This window comes from Pseudomonas sp. NUPR-002 (assembly GCF_056322725.1).
Genome location: NZ_CM150476.1, coordinates 4,322,830 through 4,338,860 on the forward strand (window position 1 = coordinate 4,322,830; position 16,031 = coordinate 4,338,860).

Consider the following 16,031-nt stretch of genomic DNA (forward strand, 5'->3'; position numbering starts at 1 on the left):
CGGCTGACACACCGCTATCGCGGGGCAAGCCCGCCCCCACATGGGCTATTTGCGGGCCGCCTCCCACGACTTGAGCAGTTCGCTGTAGCTCACGGTTTCGCCTTTGGGCTTTTCGTTCGCCAGTTTCGGTTTCGGCGCACCCGGCTGGTCAAACCAGTACTGGGCATCTCGCTCCGGATTGAGTTTCGGTGCGCAGGTGGCCTGCGCTTTGGAGCGTTCCAGGCGTTCGAGGATTTTGTCCTGATCCCGGGCCAGTCCATCCAGCGCCTCTTGCGGCGTTTTTTCACCGCTGGCCGCTTCGGCAATGTGGCTCCACCACAGCTGCGCCAGGCGCGGATAGTCCGGTACGTTGGTGCCGGTCGGGGTCCATTGCACGCGCGCCGGGCTGCGGTAGAACTCCACCAATCCACCCAACTTGGGCGCCAAATCAGTCATGGCCTGGGAGTTGATGTCCGACTCACGAATCGGCGTCAGGCCAACGATGGTCTTCTTCAGCGAGACGGTTTTGGAGGTGACGAACTGGGCGTACAGCCAGGCCGCCAAGCGCTGTTTCTCCGGGGTCGATTTGAGGAAGGTCCAGGAACCGGCATCCTGGTAGCCCAGCTTCATGCCCTCTTCCCAGTACGGCCCTTTCGGTGAAGGCGCCATCCGCCATTTCGGCGTGCCATCGGCGTTCATCACCGGCAATCCCGGCTTGGTCATGTCGGCGGTAAAGGCGGTGTACCAGAAAATCTGCTGGGCGATGTTGCCCTGCGACGGCACCGGCCCCGACTCGGAGAAGGTCATGCCCTGGGCTTCAGGTGGCGCATACGCACGCATCCAGTCGACGTACTTTTGTGTGGCATACACCGCCGCCGGGCCGTTGGTGTCGCCACCACGGGTAACGCTGGAGCCCACTGGGTGGCAGTCTTCTACGCGAATACCCCACTCATCCACCGGCAATCCGTTGGGCAAACCCTTGTCGCCACCACCGGCCATGGAGAACCAGGCATCGGTAAAGCGCCAACCCAGCGAGGGGTCTTTCTTGCCGTAGTCCATATGCCCGTAGACGCGCTTGCCATCGATCTCTTTGACGTCTTCGCTGAAGAACTTGGCGATGTCTTCGTACGCCGACCAGTTCACCGGCACCCCCAGCTCGTAGCCGTATTTTTCCTTGAACTTGGCTTTCAGCTCGGGCCTGTCGAACCAGTCGGCACGAAACCAGTAAAGGTTGGCGAACTGCTGATCAGGCAACTGATAGACCTTGCCGTCGGGCGCGGTGGTGAAGGAAAGGCCGATAAAGTCTTTCAGGTCCAGAGTCGGCGAGGTGTAGTCCTTACCTTCATTGGCCATCAGGTCGGTGATCGACTCTGTCTTGCCATAGCGAAAGTGCGTACCGATCAGGTCCGAGTCGTTGACCCAGCCGTCGTAGATGTTCTTGTCCGACTGCATCTGGGTCTGCAGCTTTTCGACCACGTCGCCCTCTTGCAGCAGGTCGTGGGTCAGTTTTATCCCGGTGATTTCAGTGAAGGCCTTGGCCAGGACTTTCGATTCATATTCGTGGGTAGCAATGGTTTCTGACACCACGTTGATCTTCATGCCGCGAAACGGCTCGGAGGCTTTGATGAACCACTTCAACTCCTCCATCTGCTGCTCCGGGGTCAGGGTCGAGGGCTTGAACTCGCTGTCGATCCATTTTTTCGCCGCGTCTTCATAGGCGTCGGCCCAGGCGCTGGCGTGGAAACTACCCAGCACAAGCAAGGCGGCCAGGGTCAAATGTCGCCGGTTTTTGTTGTTGTCGAACATCGTGATCTCCCGATTGAGTATTCCCATGGAGCCTGACCGAACCCGTTCGGCTAACCCCAGCGCATCACCACCAACAGCCACACCACCGACAGCAGCGAGGCCACCCAGAGACTCCAGTCGCTGGCCCCGATCACCAACAGGTGCAGGTACGCACTGACCAAAAGCCCGATGAACAAACGATCACCACGGGTGGTGGCAATCGGTAGAAAGCCGCGGCGCTCCACACAAGGCCGCCGCACTTCAAACAGGGTCATGCCCACCAGCAGCAGGCCAATGGCAGAAAAAAACAGCGCCGTCGGCAAGGTCCAGGCCATCCATTCCATAGTGCGCCTCCTTACACTCGGCCCAGGGCAAAGCCCTTGGCCACATGGTTACGGACAAACCAGATCACCAGCATGCCCGGCAAAATCGTCAGCACCCCAGCCGCCGCCAACACGCCCCAGTCGATCCCCGAAGCCGAGACGGTGCGGGTCATCACTGCTGCAATGGGCTTGGCACTCACTGACGTCAAGGTGCGCGCCAGCAGCAATTCGACCCAGGAAAACATGAAGCAGAAAAACGCCGTGACGCCGATGCCCGAGCCAATCAGCGGGACAAAAATCTTGATGAAAAATCGCGGAAAGCTGTAGCCGTCGATGTAAGCGGTTTCGTCGATTTCCTTGGGCACCCCAGACATGAACCCTTCAAGAATCCACACCGCCAATGGCACATTGAACAGGCAATGCGCCAGGGCCACGGCGATGTGGGTATCGAACAAACCGATCGAGGAATACAGCTGAAAGAATGGCAACAGAAACACCGCTGGCGGCGCCATGCGGTTGGTCAGTAGCCAGAAGAACAAGTGCTTGTCACCGAGAAAACGATAGCGCGAGAAGGCATAAGCGGCCGGCAAGGCCACACTCAGTGAAATCACCGTGTTCAGGCACACGTAGTACAGCGAGTTGATGTAGCCGTTGTACCAACTGGGGTCGGTAAAAATCACCCGGTAGTTGTCGAAGGTGAATTGCTGCGGCCACAGGGTCAGGCCGCCGAGGATTTCCGTGTTGCTCTTGAACGACATGTTCAGCAGCCAATAGATCGGCACCAGCAAAAACAGGATGTACAGCAACAAGGGCAGCGCTTTGCGTGGGTTCATGGCCGCCTCCTAGTCTTTATCGGCATGGGTCATGGCGGTATAGAACAGCCACGACACCAACAAGATGATCAGGAAGTACACCAGCGAAAACGCCGCAGCCGGGCCAAGGTCAAACTGCCCTACCGCCATTTGCGTCAGGGTCTGGCTGAGGAAGGTGGTGGCGTTACCCGGCCCGCCTCCAGTCAGCACAAAAGGCTCGGTGTAGATCATGAAGCTGTCCATGAAGCGCAGCATCACCGCGATCAACAGCACGTTCTTCATTTTCGGCAGCTGGATGTGGCGGAACACCGCCCAGGCCGAGGCGCGGTCGATGCGCGCCGCCTGATAGTAGACATCCGGGATCGCCCTGAGCCCGGAGTAGCACAACAACGCCACCAGCGAGGTCCAGTGCCAGACATCCATCACCAGCACCGTGACCCAGGCATCCATGGTATTGGCCGCGTAGTTGTAGTTAATCCCCAACTGATTGAGTGAAGCGCCGAGCAAGCCGATGTCGGCACGGCCGAAAATCTGCCAGATGGTGCCGACCACGTTCCATGGAATCAGCAGCGGAATCGCCATGACGATCAAGCACAGCGACGACCAGCGGCCCTTGGTTGGCATGGTCAGGGCAATGGCGATGCCTAACGGAATCTCGATCAGCAGCACGCAGGCGGAATACACGAACTGGCGCAGCAACGAGTCGTGCAGGCGTGGGTCCTGCAGCACCTGGCGGTACCAATCAGCACCGACGAAATAACGGCTGGACTGATCGAAAATGTCCTGCACCGAATAGTTGACCACAGTCATCATCGGTATCACGGCGCTGAACGCCACCAGCAGGAACACCGGCAGCACCAGCCACCACGCCTTGTTATTGGGCACCTTGTTCATGGCCCGACCTCCAGCAGTTCGTCGTTGACGTAGACCATCAACCACTGCGCCGGAAAGCTGATCCACGCCTGCTGCGCCGGGACTGTGCGGTCTTCACCCAGGCGCACTTTGAGCGTCACGCCTTGCAGCGCCACCGTGAGAATCCGGTAGGTGCCCAAGTCTTCGACATCCACCACCTCGACACTGAAGGCGTCATCAAAGGGCGCTTCGCGCAGGTGCACGAACTCCGGGCGAATGCCCACCTGCACACGCGCCTCAGGTATGCGCGCCAGGTGTGCCTGCAGCGCCTCTGGCAGCGGCAGATGCACGCCAGCGAAGCCGACACCGCCGGGTTGCGGCTGAACATCGATCAGGTTCATGCCGGGGCTGCCAATGAAATAGCCCACAAAGGTGTGGCGCGGACGCTCGAACAATTCCCGTGGCGTACCGAACTGCACAATCTGCCCGCCGTACATCACCGCGATCTTGTCAGCAAAGGTCGAGGCTTCCAGTTGATCGTGGGTCACGTAGATCATGGTGATATTGAACTGCTCATGAATCTGCTTGAGCTTGCGCCGCAGCTTCCACTTCAGGTGCGGATCGATCACCGTCAGCGGCTCGTCGAACAGAATCGCCGACACGTCATCACGCACCAGCCCACGCCCCATAGAGACTTTCTGCTTTTCGTCGGCACTGAGGTTGCGGGCCTTGCGCCGCAACGCTGGACCGAGGTCGAGCACCTCGGCGATTTCTTCCACTTTGCTGCGTACCCGCGCTTCATCCAGGCCCTGGTTGCGCAAAGGGAACGCGAGGTTGTCGAACACCGTCATGGTGTCGTACACCACCGGGAACTGAAACACCTGGGCAATGTTGCGTGCCTGCGGTGACAGCTCGTTCACTACGTTGCCATCGAACAACACCTGGCCATGGGAGGGGCTGAGCAAGCCGGAGATAATGTTGAGCAACGTCGATTTGCCGCAGCCTGAAGGGCCGAGCAAGGCGTAGGCGCCGCCCTGGGCCCAGACATGGTCGAGTTCGCGCAACGCGTAGTCATTTGCCGATTCGGGTTGGCGGCTGTAGCTGTGGGCCAAGTGCTGCAGGCGAATCTCAGCCATCAGGCCCTCCTCACTTCACGCACACCGGGTGCTTGTACCAGCTGCCCGGCACTGTCGAAGACAAACAGTTTGTGGGTCGGAATGAACACCCGAATCGGCGCATCGACGTGGTACTCGTGCACCCCGAACAGGTGCAAGATCAGGCGAAAGTGTTCGTTGCGCACATGCAGGAAGGTTTCTGAGCCGCTGATTTCCGCCAGCTCGACGCGTACGGCCAACTCCAGATCATCGTCGTTGGACGGCACCAGGCTGATATGACTAGGCCGCACACCAAAACGGTAATCACCATCGCCGATCCGACGCAGGTCGGCATTCATGGCAAAGTGCACGGCCCCGGCAAAGCTCACTTCATTACCACTGATGCGTCCGGCGATCAGGTTGATCGGCGGTTCGGAGAACAGCTCGGCTGCCAGTACGGTGGCGGGCTGATGATAGACCTGAGCGGTTACCCCGCTTTGCACGATGCGGCCTTCATGAACAATGGTTGTGGTGCCACCCAAGGCCAGCGCTTCATTGGGTTCGGTGGTGGCATACACGGCAATGCAGTGGCGGGCCGCGAACAGCTCACGCATTTCCTGGCGCAGTTCTTCACGCAGCTTGTAGTCGAGGTTGACCAGCGGCTCGTCGAACAGAATCAGTTCGGCGTCCTTGACCAGTGCCCGGGCCATCGCCGTGCGCTGCTGCTGACCACCAGACAGCTCCAGGGGCAGGCGCTGCAAAAAAGGTTCGATACGCAGCATCTGCGCGGTCTGATGAACCTTGTGACGGATTTCTTCCTCACCCATGCGTGCCTGGCGCAACGGTGAGGCAATGTTCTCGAACACGCTCAAGGTCGGGTAGTTGATGAACTGCTGGTACACCATCGACACGTTGCGCTGGCGCACGGGCTTGCCGGTGACATCTTCACCGTTCATCAGCACCCGCCCCTGATCGGGGCGATCCAGCCCGGCCATCAAGCGCATCAGGCTGGTTTTGCCCGACAACGTACGACCGAGCAGGACGTTGAACGAGCCCGGCTCAAAGCTGAGGCTGGCATCGACAATCCAGCGCTGGTTGTCGACGGTACGGCTGACGCGTTCCAACGTAAGCGACATAGGGCGACCTTGGTGTGCGTGGTCAGGCAAGCGCTGGCGGTAACGCCAGTTTCGTGCCAGTGTCGCCACCGATCAGCAAGCTATTGATCCGATGAGACTTTCTCTTTCCGCTACGCCAGCAACGATTGGCCACTGAACAGAAATGAACAGCCTGCACTGAACACCTGAACAGCCCTGACGTTGACAATGAACAGGACTGAACAACACTGGATCTCACAAAAACAACAAACCGCCCCCGGCAGAGGAAAGGCCTATGGCCGTCTCCAGTGCGTCCCATGCCCAACTGATCCAGGCTTCATGGACGCGCTGTCGCGACTACGGCCTGGAGCCGCTGTCGGTGCCCGACTTCGCCGGGTTGTCCGGCGCCAGCCTCGAAGAACTGCTCGAACGCCAGCAGCGTCTGCTGTGCACCACCCGTGACGAGGTCATCCCGCAGTTCAATCACCTGCTGGGCAATAGCAGCTACCTGATCATGCTCAGCGATGCACAAGGCCACTTGCTGGAAACCTGGGGCACGCGACGTTTCATCGACCCACGCCAGCAACACGGCTTTGTCGCCGGGGCGCGCTGGCTCGAACAAGGAGTTGGCACCAACGCCATCGGCACCGCACTGGCCTGTGCCGAGGCGGTGCATGTCAGCCAGGATGAGCACTTCCTCAAGCACAACCGCTTCATGGCCAGCGCTGCGGCGCCGTTGTTCGACGCGCAACGGCAACTGATCGGCGTGCTGGATGTGTCCAGCGACAGCTACCTGCCCGCCTCGCAAACCCTGGGCATGGTGCGGATGATGAGCCAGAGCCTGGAGAACCGTCTGATCATCGCGCGTTACGCCGGGCAATACCGGCAACTGAGCTTCAACACCGGCTCGAACAACCTCGACAGCCAATGGGCCGGCCTGCTGCTGTTCGATGACCGCGGCCATATCGTTGCCGCCAATCGCCGAGCAGACAGCCTGCTGGGCCAGCCCGCACTGCAGTGCAATCTCGAACAGCTATTCCAGACGCCGCTGTCGGCGCTGATGGGGCACGCAGCCGGACAGCCCTTTGCCGTGCAGGTCACTGGCCGCAATCGCTTTCACTGCCTGATTCATGCAGCACTGGAAAGCCCCGTGACAGCGGTGAGCAAACGCCCCGCAGCCGACACTGACCCGCGTATCCGCAAAGCCCTGCACCAGGCCGGGCTGCTACTGGAAAAAGACATTCCGTTGTTGATCCAGGGTGAAACCGGGGTCGGTAAAGAGGTGTTCGTCAACGCCCTGCACGCCGCCAGCAGCCGCCGCAACCAAGCACTGATTGCAGTGAACTGCGCGGCCATACCGGCTGAACTGGTGGAGTCGGAACTGTTCGGCTATGAGAAAGGTGCGTTCACCGGCGCCCACCACAAGGGCAACCCGGGGCTGATCCGCAAAGCCGAGCACGGCATTCTGTTCCTCGATGAAATCGGCGACATGCCGCTGCCAACGCAAGCACGCCTGCTGCGTTTTCTGCAGACGCGCAGCATCCAGCCACTGGGCAGTGGCGAGCCGGTGCCCGTGGATATCCGCATCCTCTCCGCCACCCACCAAAACCTTTGTGAGTGCGTGCGCCAGGGGCGTTTTCGCCAGGACCTGTACTATCGCCTGGCCGGGCTTAGCCTGACGTTACCGCCGTTGCGCGAACGCAGCGACCGCCTGGCCCTGATCGAGCAGATCCATGCGCAGTACCGCGACCCACAAGCACCGACGGCCTTGAGCAACACGGTACTTCAGCACTTGCTGCAACACCCCTGGCCAGGCAACGTGCGCCAGCTGGCGAGCACCCTGCAAGTCGCCCTGGCCCTGGCAGGCCAGCAGCCGGTCGCCCTGGAACACCTGCCCGACAGTTTTTTCGCTGAATTGCCGACTGCAGGCAACATCGAACAAGCGCCAGCACCGGCGCCCGATGAGCACGACCTGAACCTGCGCCTGCAAGCGCTCAAAGGCAACGTCTCCGCCCTCGCCCGCGACCTGGGCATCAGCCGCACCACCCTCTACAAACGTTTGCAGGCGCAAAATCAGACCGATACCTGCGACACACCCGCACGCACCTGAGCACAGCCGATTCCGCTGCCAAACCACATATTTCAGCTGAAGCGGCTGAGCCCTCGCCGCGCTTCAGCCGAGATCGCCTGCACATTGGATCGACAATAAGCACACTGCCCCAGAATCCGTGCTGCGGTGCCCATAACAAAGGAGTTCATCATGACCCGCTATATCGATGTGACCGATCTCAGCCGCCTGGTTGCCCACAAAGGCCTGAGTACCTGCATCAGCGAAATGGCCGAGTACATTCGTGAGGACTACCTGCGCTGGCACGACTTCGAAAAATGCCCACGGCTGGCCAATCATTCACCCGATGGCGTGATCGAATTGATGCCGGTGTCCGACACCCACCTGTATGCCTTCAAGTACGTCAACGGCCACCCGAAAAACACCCAGCGCGGCATGCTCACGGTAATGGCCTTCGGCGCCCTGGGCGACGTTGATACCGGCGCACCGGTACTGCTCAGCGAAATGACCCTGACCACGGCGATTCGCACCGCCGCCACCTCAGCCCTGGCTGCACGCTACCTGGCCCGCCCGGACAGCCGCCGCATGGCACTGATCGGCAACGGCTCGCAAAGTGAATTCCAGGCACTGGCGTTCCATGCCCTGCTGGGCATCGAAGAAATCAGCCTGTACGACATCGACCCCAAGGCCAGCGCCAAACTGGTCGCCAACCTCAGTGCTTTCCCACAGTTGAAAGTGAACATTGCCGGCTCTGTAGCTGAAGCGGTACGTGGTGCCGATATCGTTACCACCGTCACCGCTGACAAAGCCTACGCCACCATTCTGACTCCCGACATGATCGAACCCGGTATGCACCTCAATGCCGTGGGCGGCGACTGCCCGGGCAAGACTGAACTGCACCGTGAGATCGTCGAGCGTGCGCGGGTGATCGTTGAATACGAACCGCAGAGCCGTGTTGAAGGCGAAATCCAGCAGATGCCCGCCGACTCACCAACCACCGAGTTCTGGCAAGTGGTCAGCGGCAAAGCCCCCGGCCGCGAGCATGCCGAACAGGTGACCTTGTTCGATTCGGTCGGTTTCGCCCTGGAAGACTATTCCGCACTGCGCTACGTGCTCGACACGGCTAAAGCCCTGAACATTGGCCATGACATCGCCTTGGTGCCGGAGCTGGCCAACCCTAAGGACCTGTTCGCCCTGCTCAAGCAACCGCCGGTAGGAGCGGGCTTGGCCGGCGATAGCGATCCTTCAGGCACATTGCCTCGCGGGGCAAGTCGGGTCGCCGCACCGCCGCTCCTACAGACGCTGACCAAGGAAGGTCGTACCATGTCCATGGTCAACCATTGATTGAAGTGAAGCCGAGCCTGTATGGATACCAAGGTCAACAACCCGCAGGGCGCAGCGCCGCTGGACCGGATCGACGAAGCCATCATCGAGGTGCTGCGCCATGACGGGCGGATCACCTTTGAAAAGCTCTCGACACTGGTACACCTTACCCCTCGCCCCTGTCTGGAGCGCGTGCGCAAGCTGGAGCGGCGCGGAGTGATTCGCGGCTACAGCGCGATCATCGATGAACAAAAGGTTTCACCCGGATTGTCACTGCTGGTGCTGGTGGCCCTCTCCAACCAGAGTGGGCGCGCCGCGCAAAAAGCCTTTGAAGCCTGCATACGCGACTGCCCGCAGGTGTTCGACTGCCAGTTGATCAGCGGCCATTTCGACTACAGCCTGCGTATGCGCTGTCGCGACATGGAGCACTACCGGGTGCTGACCGAAATCTGGATGAACAACGACGAGCTGCACATCGACAAGCTGGTGGCGCACCCGGAGCTGGCGGTGGTGAAGAACATCGCACCGCAGCACTGAGCAGCGCACAACCTCAAGGACGCGGCGGGCTGATCGGCTCGCTGCGCGACCAGTCCAGCAGCAGGCTATAGGCTACGGCCAACAGCGTCGGGCCGATAAACAGGCCAATGAAGCCGAAGGCCAGCAAGCCACCGAACACCCCCAACAGCACAATCACCAACGGCAAGTTGCCGCCACGGCTGATCAGGTAAGGCTTGAGCACGTTGTCGACGCCGCTGATGATGAAGGTGCCCCAGATCCCCAGGAACACCGCCATGCCGTACTCGCCTTGCCAGGCCAGCCAGGCAGTGGCCGGCACCCAGGCCAGCGGCGGGCCCATGGGGATCAGGCTGAGCATGAAGGTGACGATACTCAGCACCAGGGCGCCCGGCACGCCGGCAATCAGGAAGCCGATCAGCGCCAGGATCGCCTGCGCCGCCGCGGTACCGATCACGCCGTTGACCACCCGTTGCACCGTACCTGCAACCAGCCCCAGGTAATACTCGGCACGGTCACCGATCAGCCGATCCAGCAGGCGCAAGACGAACGCCGACAGACGTGGGCCGTCACGATAGAAAAAGAACACGAACACCAGGCTCAAGGTCAGTTCGAGCATGCCGCTGCCGATCTGTGCGCTGCGCGCCAGCAACCAGTTGCCGACCTGGCCCAGATAGGGTTTGAGCGTGGTCAGCAAGGCAGCACCTTGTTGATCGAGGGTGTTCCACATGCGCACCAGGCGCTCGCCCACCAGTGGAATGCCCTGCAGCCAGTCCGGTGCATCGGGTAGGCCGTCGACCTGCACATCACGGACAAATGCCGTGGCATCGCGGATGTGATCGGCCAGGTTGAACCCCAACCACACCAGCGGCAAGGCCACCAACAAGATCCATAACGTGGTCAACAAACCGGCCGCGAGGGTTTCGCGACCGCCCAGCAAGCGCGTCAACAAGCGCATCAACGGCCAGCTGGCATACGCCAGAATCGCCCCCCAGAGTAACGCCGACATGAACGGCGCCATCACCCAGAGGCCGGCGCCCAGCAGGCCGAGCAGGATGATCTGTACCAGCAGGCGGTCATTGTTAGGCATGCGGTACTCGCTCAACGAATCAGTTCGACGTGAAAGCCATCAGTCTTGGCGTCACCTACTTCAAGGCGAGCCACGCGTACCCCAGCCTTGCCCAGTTGCTCGCGCCAGGCTTCGGCCTGTGCGCCACTCAAGCTGACGCGCAGGGTACTGTCCAGATTCAGGCTGCGCCCCAACAAGGTGACCCAGGCCGGTAATGGTTCGCCCACCAGATCAGGGTAGTCCAGCTTGCCGGTATCACGCAGTTCGCGCAGCACGGTGGCCGGCGTGGGCAGCAGCTCACCCAGGGGCGCGTCGGCGACGAACTCCTCGACATGCAGGTAGGCCCGTTTATTGCCACGGGTAATGCTGTACAGCGCAATCAGGGTGTTGTTCTGCTCGGCAGAACGGCGCAACAGAATGAATGCCTGTTGATCATCGGAGCCCGACAGCAGGCGGTTCTTGAATACTTCATTGGCCCACAGGCTGTTTTCGCCGCAATCTCGCGCCTGGCACCAGAACAGCGGGTAGCCGCCGTCGTTCTGCAGGGCTTCGCGCGCCGTGGTGAAGGCTTCATTGGCCGCACGCTCAGGCGGTAGCTCATAGGTAACAGAGCTGACCTGGCCGCGGCTTTCGACTTTACCTTCCACCCGCAGCTGGTTGCTGATCTTGCGCAAGCTCCCCAGTGGGTAGATGCGCTCTTGCAACTGCGACGGGCGCTGATCGACCACTTTGGCGTCAACCGGCACCGGTAGCCCGTCGGCGAGCGATGGCAGGCTCACCAGCATGCCCAGCCCGGCGATCGCCGCCCGGACGCAATACGTAAGCTTCATAGGCACGCCACGCTATGCAGGCGACCGAAGAGGTTTGAGGGGGTAGTGATGTCTTGCTCGTTCATGGTTGTCTCCCTGTTCAACCCGCCAAGCCTCGACAGTTGACCGCCGCAAGTCAAGAAGTGCTAAAGAAGTGATTGAAACAGTCTGCAACAAGGGCCGCGCCCGCTTCGTCATTTACATGCAAATGGTGACCACCCGGCAACACCTCGTGACTGAAGGGTAGCTGCGAAAGCAATTCGTCGTGACGGGCAAGCATGCCGTCGGCAGCGACCACCAGTTTAGCCGGGCAAGCAATGCGCTGAACGAAGCTCAATGCCTGGGCCTGGCTCAAGCGCGTGGGTGACGGCAAGGTCAGGCGGCTGTCGCTGCGCCAGCTGTACCCCCCCGGTACCGCCATCAGCCCGCGCTGGGCCAGCAACTGCGCCGCGTCGCTGCTGACCGCCACAACCCCTTTCATCCGCGCCTTGATCGCTTGCTCCAGGCTGGGGTGTACGGCCTTGCGCTTTTTCCCCAGGTCCAACTGCGCCTGCAAGGCCATGCCCATACGCTCGGCGGCATCCTGTGGGCCGCTGGTGGGCGGAATCAAGCCGTCGATCAACGCCAGGCGGGTAATGCGCTCCGGCAGCGAACCGGCCAGCACCACGGAAATGATCGCCCCCAGTGAATGACCGATCAGGGCAAAGCGCTCCCACCCCATGTGCTCGGCAACCCGCAGCACATCATGGGCGTAATCCCACAAGGCATAGCCTGCCCCGGCGGGACGGTGATCGGAATGACCGTGGCCAGCCAAATCAAGGGCGAGGATGCGCAGGCCCGACAACCTCGGCGCCAGCCGGGCGAAGCTGTTAGCGTTGTCGAGCCAGCCGTGCAAGGCGATCACCGGCATGCCGTCGGCCGGGCCGCTCAGTTGCGCGGACAACTCGATATGCCCCAGGCTCAGACGAATCTCTTGCATGTCAGTACTCACTTGGTCACCTGCTGCCAACGGTCAAACAGGCCCTTGATCAGGCTTGCGGTATCGGTAGGCCGTTCCAGCGGGAACATGTGCCCGCCCGGCAAGCTGTGATATTCACCCTGCGGCATGCTGCGCACGGCCAGGGCGTGATGGCGCCGTACAATCCGGCTGGAGCTGCCCCTGACCATCGCCAGCGGCAAGTCCAACAGTCTGGGCGATGCAGGTCGGCTGTGCGGAATGTTGCGATAGATGCTGATTTCAGTGGCCGGATCGAAGCGCAGGCGCAAGCCTTCATCACTGTCTTGCAAGCCATGTTCCAGATACGCCTCCAGGCACTCTGGATCGAAATGGCGGAACAGCGATTTGCTGGAAAAATAGGCGCGGGCACTGTCACGGTCAGTGAACGCTTCGCGGCGTCCCAGGGTACGCCCCGCCGGGGTAATACGGTCGATGAAGCCTAGGCGTTTGGCGGCCTGCAACATCCATTGATCAACCCGGGTCAGCACCGGCGAATCGAGCATGACCACCCCGCGATAATATTCGGGGCAACGCAGCGCCGCATGCAGGTGCAATACGCCACCCAGCGAATGCCCCACACCCCACACCGGGCCAGGTTGCTGTTGCAAATGATGAATCAGCTCATCTACCAGTTGCTGCCAGTTGGCGTCGACAGGAAATCTTGGGTCATGGGCGTGCTGCGGCAGGTGAAACACCTGATAGTCCGGTGCAAGCGCGGCAAACAGCTTGCCGTAGGTACCCGAAGGGAAACCGTTGGCATGGGCGAAAAAAATCTGCTGCGACATGGCGCCTGTCCGTAGGAACGTGATGTGCCATTGTCGGCAAGCTACTCACAACCGGCAATGTTCGGAAAAGCCATCACCGAGGGCAATCAGGTCAATACTCGCCAAAACTGGCCATGGAACGGCGCAGGCACGCCTGGATGTACGCCAGTTGATGCTCCAGCGCTTCACGGGCGCGACGTTTGTCTTCTGGGTCCAGATCCAGCTGACGCAAGGCCAGGCAACTGCTCTGCAGCAGATGCGCCATGCGGATACTGGCCTGGCGCAGTTGGCCGAGTTCGTACTGGCCTTCGAATTTGCGCATCAGATAGTCGAACTTGGCGTCGGTGCTGTCACGCAGCAAATGGTACTCGGCGAAGTCCAGTACTTGATCGTTTTGCACTTTGTCCAGCGTCGGCTTCAGGTCTACCGAGCTCACCAATTGCGGGTACTTGTTGCTCATTGCTCGTTCCCTTGGGCCACCTTGCCCACAATTTTGGCGAACGCTAGCAAGCCGTCTATGCCGCGACAACTGGTAATTTTGTCAATGCGATCAGCGGCCCCGGCTGGACGGGGCCGCCTGTTCACGGATGGGAAAGGCTGCGCAGGGTCATCAGCCCGGCCAGCGGCCAGTCGCCTTCGAGCTCGGCCAGGCTTGCCGTGGACATCGGCGGACCTTGCCGAGTCCCTTGCTCGAGCATCCCCACCAGGGTACTCACCAGCGGCTGATGGCTGACCAGCAGCACCTGCTCCAGGCCCAGTGTGTCCAACTCGGCGATGACCGCCTGCGGGTCGCTGTCCGGGGTCAACCAGGGCACTGTCTGCACCGGCTCGGCAAAGCCCAGCGCTTGGTGAACCAGTCCGGCAGTCTGCTGGGCGCGAACATAGGGGCTGGCAAGGATCGCCTGCAGCGGCTCGCCAAGCAGTACTGCGGCGCTGCGTAGCACTTGCTCACGACCGTGCGCGGTCAAGCGGCGCTCGGCGTCGGTGTTGGCCCTTGGTTCGGCTTCGCCATGACGCAACACCCAGAGCTTCACAGCTTGGGCTCCTCGTCACGCACCGGATGCGGCGCCGGCGGTACGCTATGGGCCTGCTCGCCTTCTGGCGCGCGCGGCGCTGGCCAGTCGGCGAACGGCCAAGGCTTGGTGTCGCTGTGGAAGCTGCCGAAGCGGCCGATTTGCGCCAGGTACTGGCTGAGGCTATCGCCAAAGTTCATCAGGCTGGCACTGGGCGCACCGTAGATCAGGCGGTAGATCAGTTGCACCAGCACCAATCCGCCCAGCAACAATTCTGCTAACTGCCAGACCACCAGAAACACCAGCATCCACAACACCCGCAGGATGATCGACTCGCGCTGGGCCTGGTTCGGGGATTCGTTCATGTCTTGCTCCTGTACTCAGTTGAAACCGCTGGTGGAGATAAAATCGACATCGGTTTTCGGTTCGGCGCGCATCAGCAGTTCAATCACCTGATTCAACGTGCGCCCTTCAAACAGAATGGCGTGCAAGCCCGCTACCAGCGGCATGTAGACTTGCACCTCCTTCGCCTTGACCTTGAGCACCTTGAGCGTATTGACGCCCTCCGCCACCTCGCCCAGGCGGTTGACCGCCTCCTCCAGGCTCAAGCCCTGCCCCAGGGCGTGGCCGACCTGATAGTTGCGGCTCTTGGGCGAGGAACAGGTGACGATCAGGTCGCCGACCCCGGCCAGGCCAAGGAAGGTCATCGGGTTGGCACCCTGGCTGACGGCAAAGCGAGTCATCTCGGCCAGCGCCCGGGTGATCAGCATGCTTTTGGTGTTCTCGCCCATGCCCAGGGCCACGGCCATACCGGCAATGATGGCATAGACGTTTTTCAGCGCCCCGCCCAGCTCAACGCCAAAACGGTCACTGCTGGCATACACGCGGAAGGTGCGCCCATGCAGCACAGCCTGCACACGCTGGCACAGCGCTTCGTCTTCACTGGCTACCACGGTGGCGGTCAGCGCATGCTCGGCCACTTCACGCGCCAGGTTTGGCCCGGACAGCACGCCGATACGTGCCTGGGGCGCGATTTCTTCAAGGATTTGGCTCATCAACTTGAAGCTTTGCGCTTCGATGCCCTTGGTCAGGCTGACCAGCATCTTGCCACCCAGCAGTTGTGCATGCGGGGCCAGCACACTGCGCAACGCGCTCGACGGCAAGGCGACAAAGATCAGCTCGCAGTCGTTCAAGGTCGCCAGCAGGTCATTGACCGGATCAACGCCTGGGTGAATCTTCACCCCTTTCAGGTAACGCGGGTTTTCCCGGTTGTTGCGCATGGCTTCGGCCTGCTCGGGATCGCGCATCCATTGGCGAACGCCGATGCCGTTTTCCGCCAGCAAATTCGCTACAGCGGTGCCGAAACTCCCGCCTCCCAGAACTGCAACAGGCTGCTGTTCAGTCATATACGATCCGTTAAAACCAATTAAAGTGGCGACTCCCGCATTATACGGAGCGCCCGTGCCAGAGCCAGCGCCAGATGTGTGAATTGGCTTTGCTATTGATGGACCCGGCACTGAAAAATGCTGGCCACTC

Annotated in this window: 16 protein-coding genes and 1 pseudogene; 3 read left to right on the forward strand and 14 right to left on the reverse strand. The window is 60.9% G+C overall.

What is annotated here, in order from left to right:
* Positions 1–45: 45 nt before the first annotated feature.
* Genes ACVWSC_RS19795 through ACVWSC_RS19820 form a run of 6 tightly spaced genes read right to left on the reverse strand, consistent with a single transcriptional unit; the run spans position 46 to position 5,981 of the window.
* Positions 46–1,785 carry an ABC transporter substrate-binding protein gene (locus tag ACVWSC_RS19795; protein ID WP_442108804.1) on the reverse strand — a complete coding sequence of 580 codons (1,740 nt, stop codon included), beginning with the start codon at positions 1,783–1,785 and terminating at the stop codon, positions 46–48.
* A gap of 50 nt (positions 1,786–1,835) precedes the next feature.
* A complete protein-coding gene (locus ACVWSC_RS19800; RefSeq protein WP_442108805.1) occupies positions 1,836–2,108 on the reverse strand; it encodes a DUF2160 domain-containing protein in 273 nt (90 codons plus the stop codon).
* Positions 2,109–2,119: 11 nt separating this feature from the next.
* Positions 2,120–2,920, reverse strand: coding sequence for a carbohydrate ABC transporter permease (locus tag ACVWSC_RS19805; protein ID WP_442108806.1), 801 nt, complete (start codon positions 2,918–2,920; stop codon positions 2,120–2,122).
* A 9-nt stretch (positions 2,921–2,929) separates the two neighbouring features.
* A complete protein-coding gene (locus tag ACVWSC_RS19810; protein WP_442108807.1) occupies positions 2,930–3,793 on the reverse strand; it encodes a carbohydrate ABC transporter permease in 864 nt (287 codons plus the stop codon).
* Positions 3,790–4,887: an ABC transporter ATP-binding protein gene (locus ACVWSC_RS19815; protein WP_442108808.1), complete on the reverse strand. Its 1,098-nt coding sequence runs from the start codon at positions 4,885–4,887 to the stop codon at positions 3,790–3,792. The genes ACVWSC_RS19810 and ACVWSC_RS19815 overlap by 4 nt, the downstream gene beginning before the upstream one ends.
* Complete coding sequence (locus ACVWSC_RS19820; protein WP_442108809.1) at positions 4,887–5,981, reverse strand: ABC transporter ATP-binding protein; 1,095 nt, start codon at positions 5,979–5,981, stop codon at positions 4,887–4,889. Before ACVWSC_RS19820 ends, ACVWSC_RS19815 begins: the two co-directional genes overlap by 1 nt.
* A 253-nt stretch (positions 5,982–6,234) precedes the next feature.
* On the opposite strand from ACVWSC_RS19820, the gene ACVWSC_RS19825 reads away from it, so the two are divergent.
* The 3 genes and pseudogenes from ACVWSC_RS19825 (at position 6,235) to ACVWSC_RS19835 (ending at position 9,867) form a co-directional block, all read left to right on the forward strand.
* Positions 6,235–8,049 carry a sigma-54-dependent Fis family transcriptional regulator gene (locus ACVWSC_RS19825; RefSeq protein ID WP_442108810.1) on the forward strand — a complete coding sequence of 605 codons (1,815 nt, stop codon included), beginning with the start codon at positions 6,235–6,237 and terminating at the stop codon, positions 8,047–8,049.
* A 150-nt stretch (positions 8,050–8,199) separates the two neighbouring features.
* Positions 8,200–9,219 (forward strand): annotated as a pseudogene (locus tag ACVWSC_RS19830) (ornithine cyclodeaminase); the annotation flags it as partial.
* Positions 9,220–9,372: 153 nt separating this feature from the next.
* Positions 9,373–9,867: an Lrp/AsnC family transcriptional regulator gene (locus tag ACVWSC_RS19835; protein ID WP_442108811.1), complete on the forward strand. Its 495-nt coding sequence runs from the start codon at positions 9,373–9,375 to the stop codon at positions 9,865–9,867.
* Positions 9,868–9,880: 13 nt separating this feature from the next.
* On the opposite strand, the gene ACVWSC_RS19840 is transcribed toward ACVWSC_RS19835, so the two are convergent.
* The 8 genes from ACVWSC_RS19840 to ACVWSC_RS19875 all read right to left on the reverse strand — a co-directional run bounded on the left by ACVWSC_RS19840 (position 9,881) and on the right by ACVWSC_RS19875 (position 15,901).
* Complete coding sequence (locus tag ACVWSC_RS19840; protein ID WP_442108812.1) at positions 9,881–10,933, reverse strand: AI-2E family transporter; 1,053 nt, start codon at positions 10,931–10,933, stop codon at positions 9,881–9,883.
* Between the two features lie 11 nt (positions 10,934–10,944).
* Positions 10,945–11,742 (reverse strand): DUF4892 domain-containing protein, encoded by a 798-nt coding sequence (locus ACVWSC_RS19845; protein WP_442108813.1) that lies wholly within the window; start codon positions 11,740–11,742, stop codon positions 10,945–10,947.
* 115 nt (positions 11,743–11,857) lie between these two features.
* Positions 11,858–12,700 carry an alpha/beta hydrolase gene (locus ACVWSC_RS19850; protein WP_442108814.1) on the reverse strand — a complete coding sequence of 281 codons (843 nt, stop codon included), beginning with the start codon at positions 12,698–12,700 and terminating at the stop codon, positions 11,858–11,860.
* A gap of 8 nt (positions 12,701–12,708) precedes the next feature.
* Complete coding sequence (locus ACVWSC_RS19855; protein WP_442108815.1) at positions 12,709–13,503, reverse strand: alpha/beta fold hydrolase; 795 nt, start codon at positions 13,501–13,503, stop codon at positions 12,709–12,711.
* Between the two features lie 91 nt (positions 13,504–13,594).
* Positions 13,595–13,942: a hypothetical protein gene (locus ACVWSC_RS19860; protein WP_442108816.1), complete on the reverse strand. Its 348-nt coding sequence runs from the start codon at positions 13,940–13,942 to the stop codon at positions 13,595–13,597.
* A 121-nt stretch (positions 13,943–14,063) separates the two neighbouring features.
* Positions 14,064–14,516 carry a phosphohistidine phosphatase SixA gene (gene sixA, locus ACVWSC_RS19865; protein ID WP_442108817.1) on the reverse strand — a complete coding sequence of 151 codons (453 nt, stop codon included), beginning with the start codon at positions 14,514–14,516 and terminating at the stop codon, positions 14,064–14,066.
* The gene (locus ACVWSC_RS19870) at positions 14,513–14,860 is read right to left on the reverse strand and encodes a DUF4389 domain-containing protein (RefSeq protein ID WP_442108818.1); all 348 of its coding nucleotides are present in this window, start codon (positions 14,858–14,860) and stop codon (positions 14,513–14,515) included. Before ACVWSC_RS19870 ends, sixA begins: the two co-directional genes overlap by 4 nt.
* 15 nt (positions 14,861–14,875) lie before the next feature.
* Positions 14,876–15,901, reverse strand: coding sequence for an NAD(P)H-dependent glycerol-3-phosphate dehydrogenase (locus ACVWSC_RS19875; protein WP_442108819.1), 1,026 nt, complete (start codon positions 15,899–15,901; stop codon positions 14,876–14,878).
* Positions 15,902–16,031: the final 130 nt, after the last annotated feature.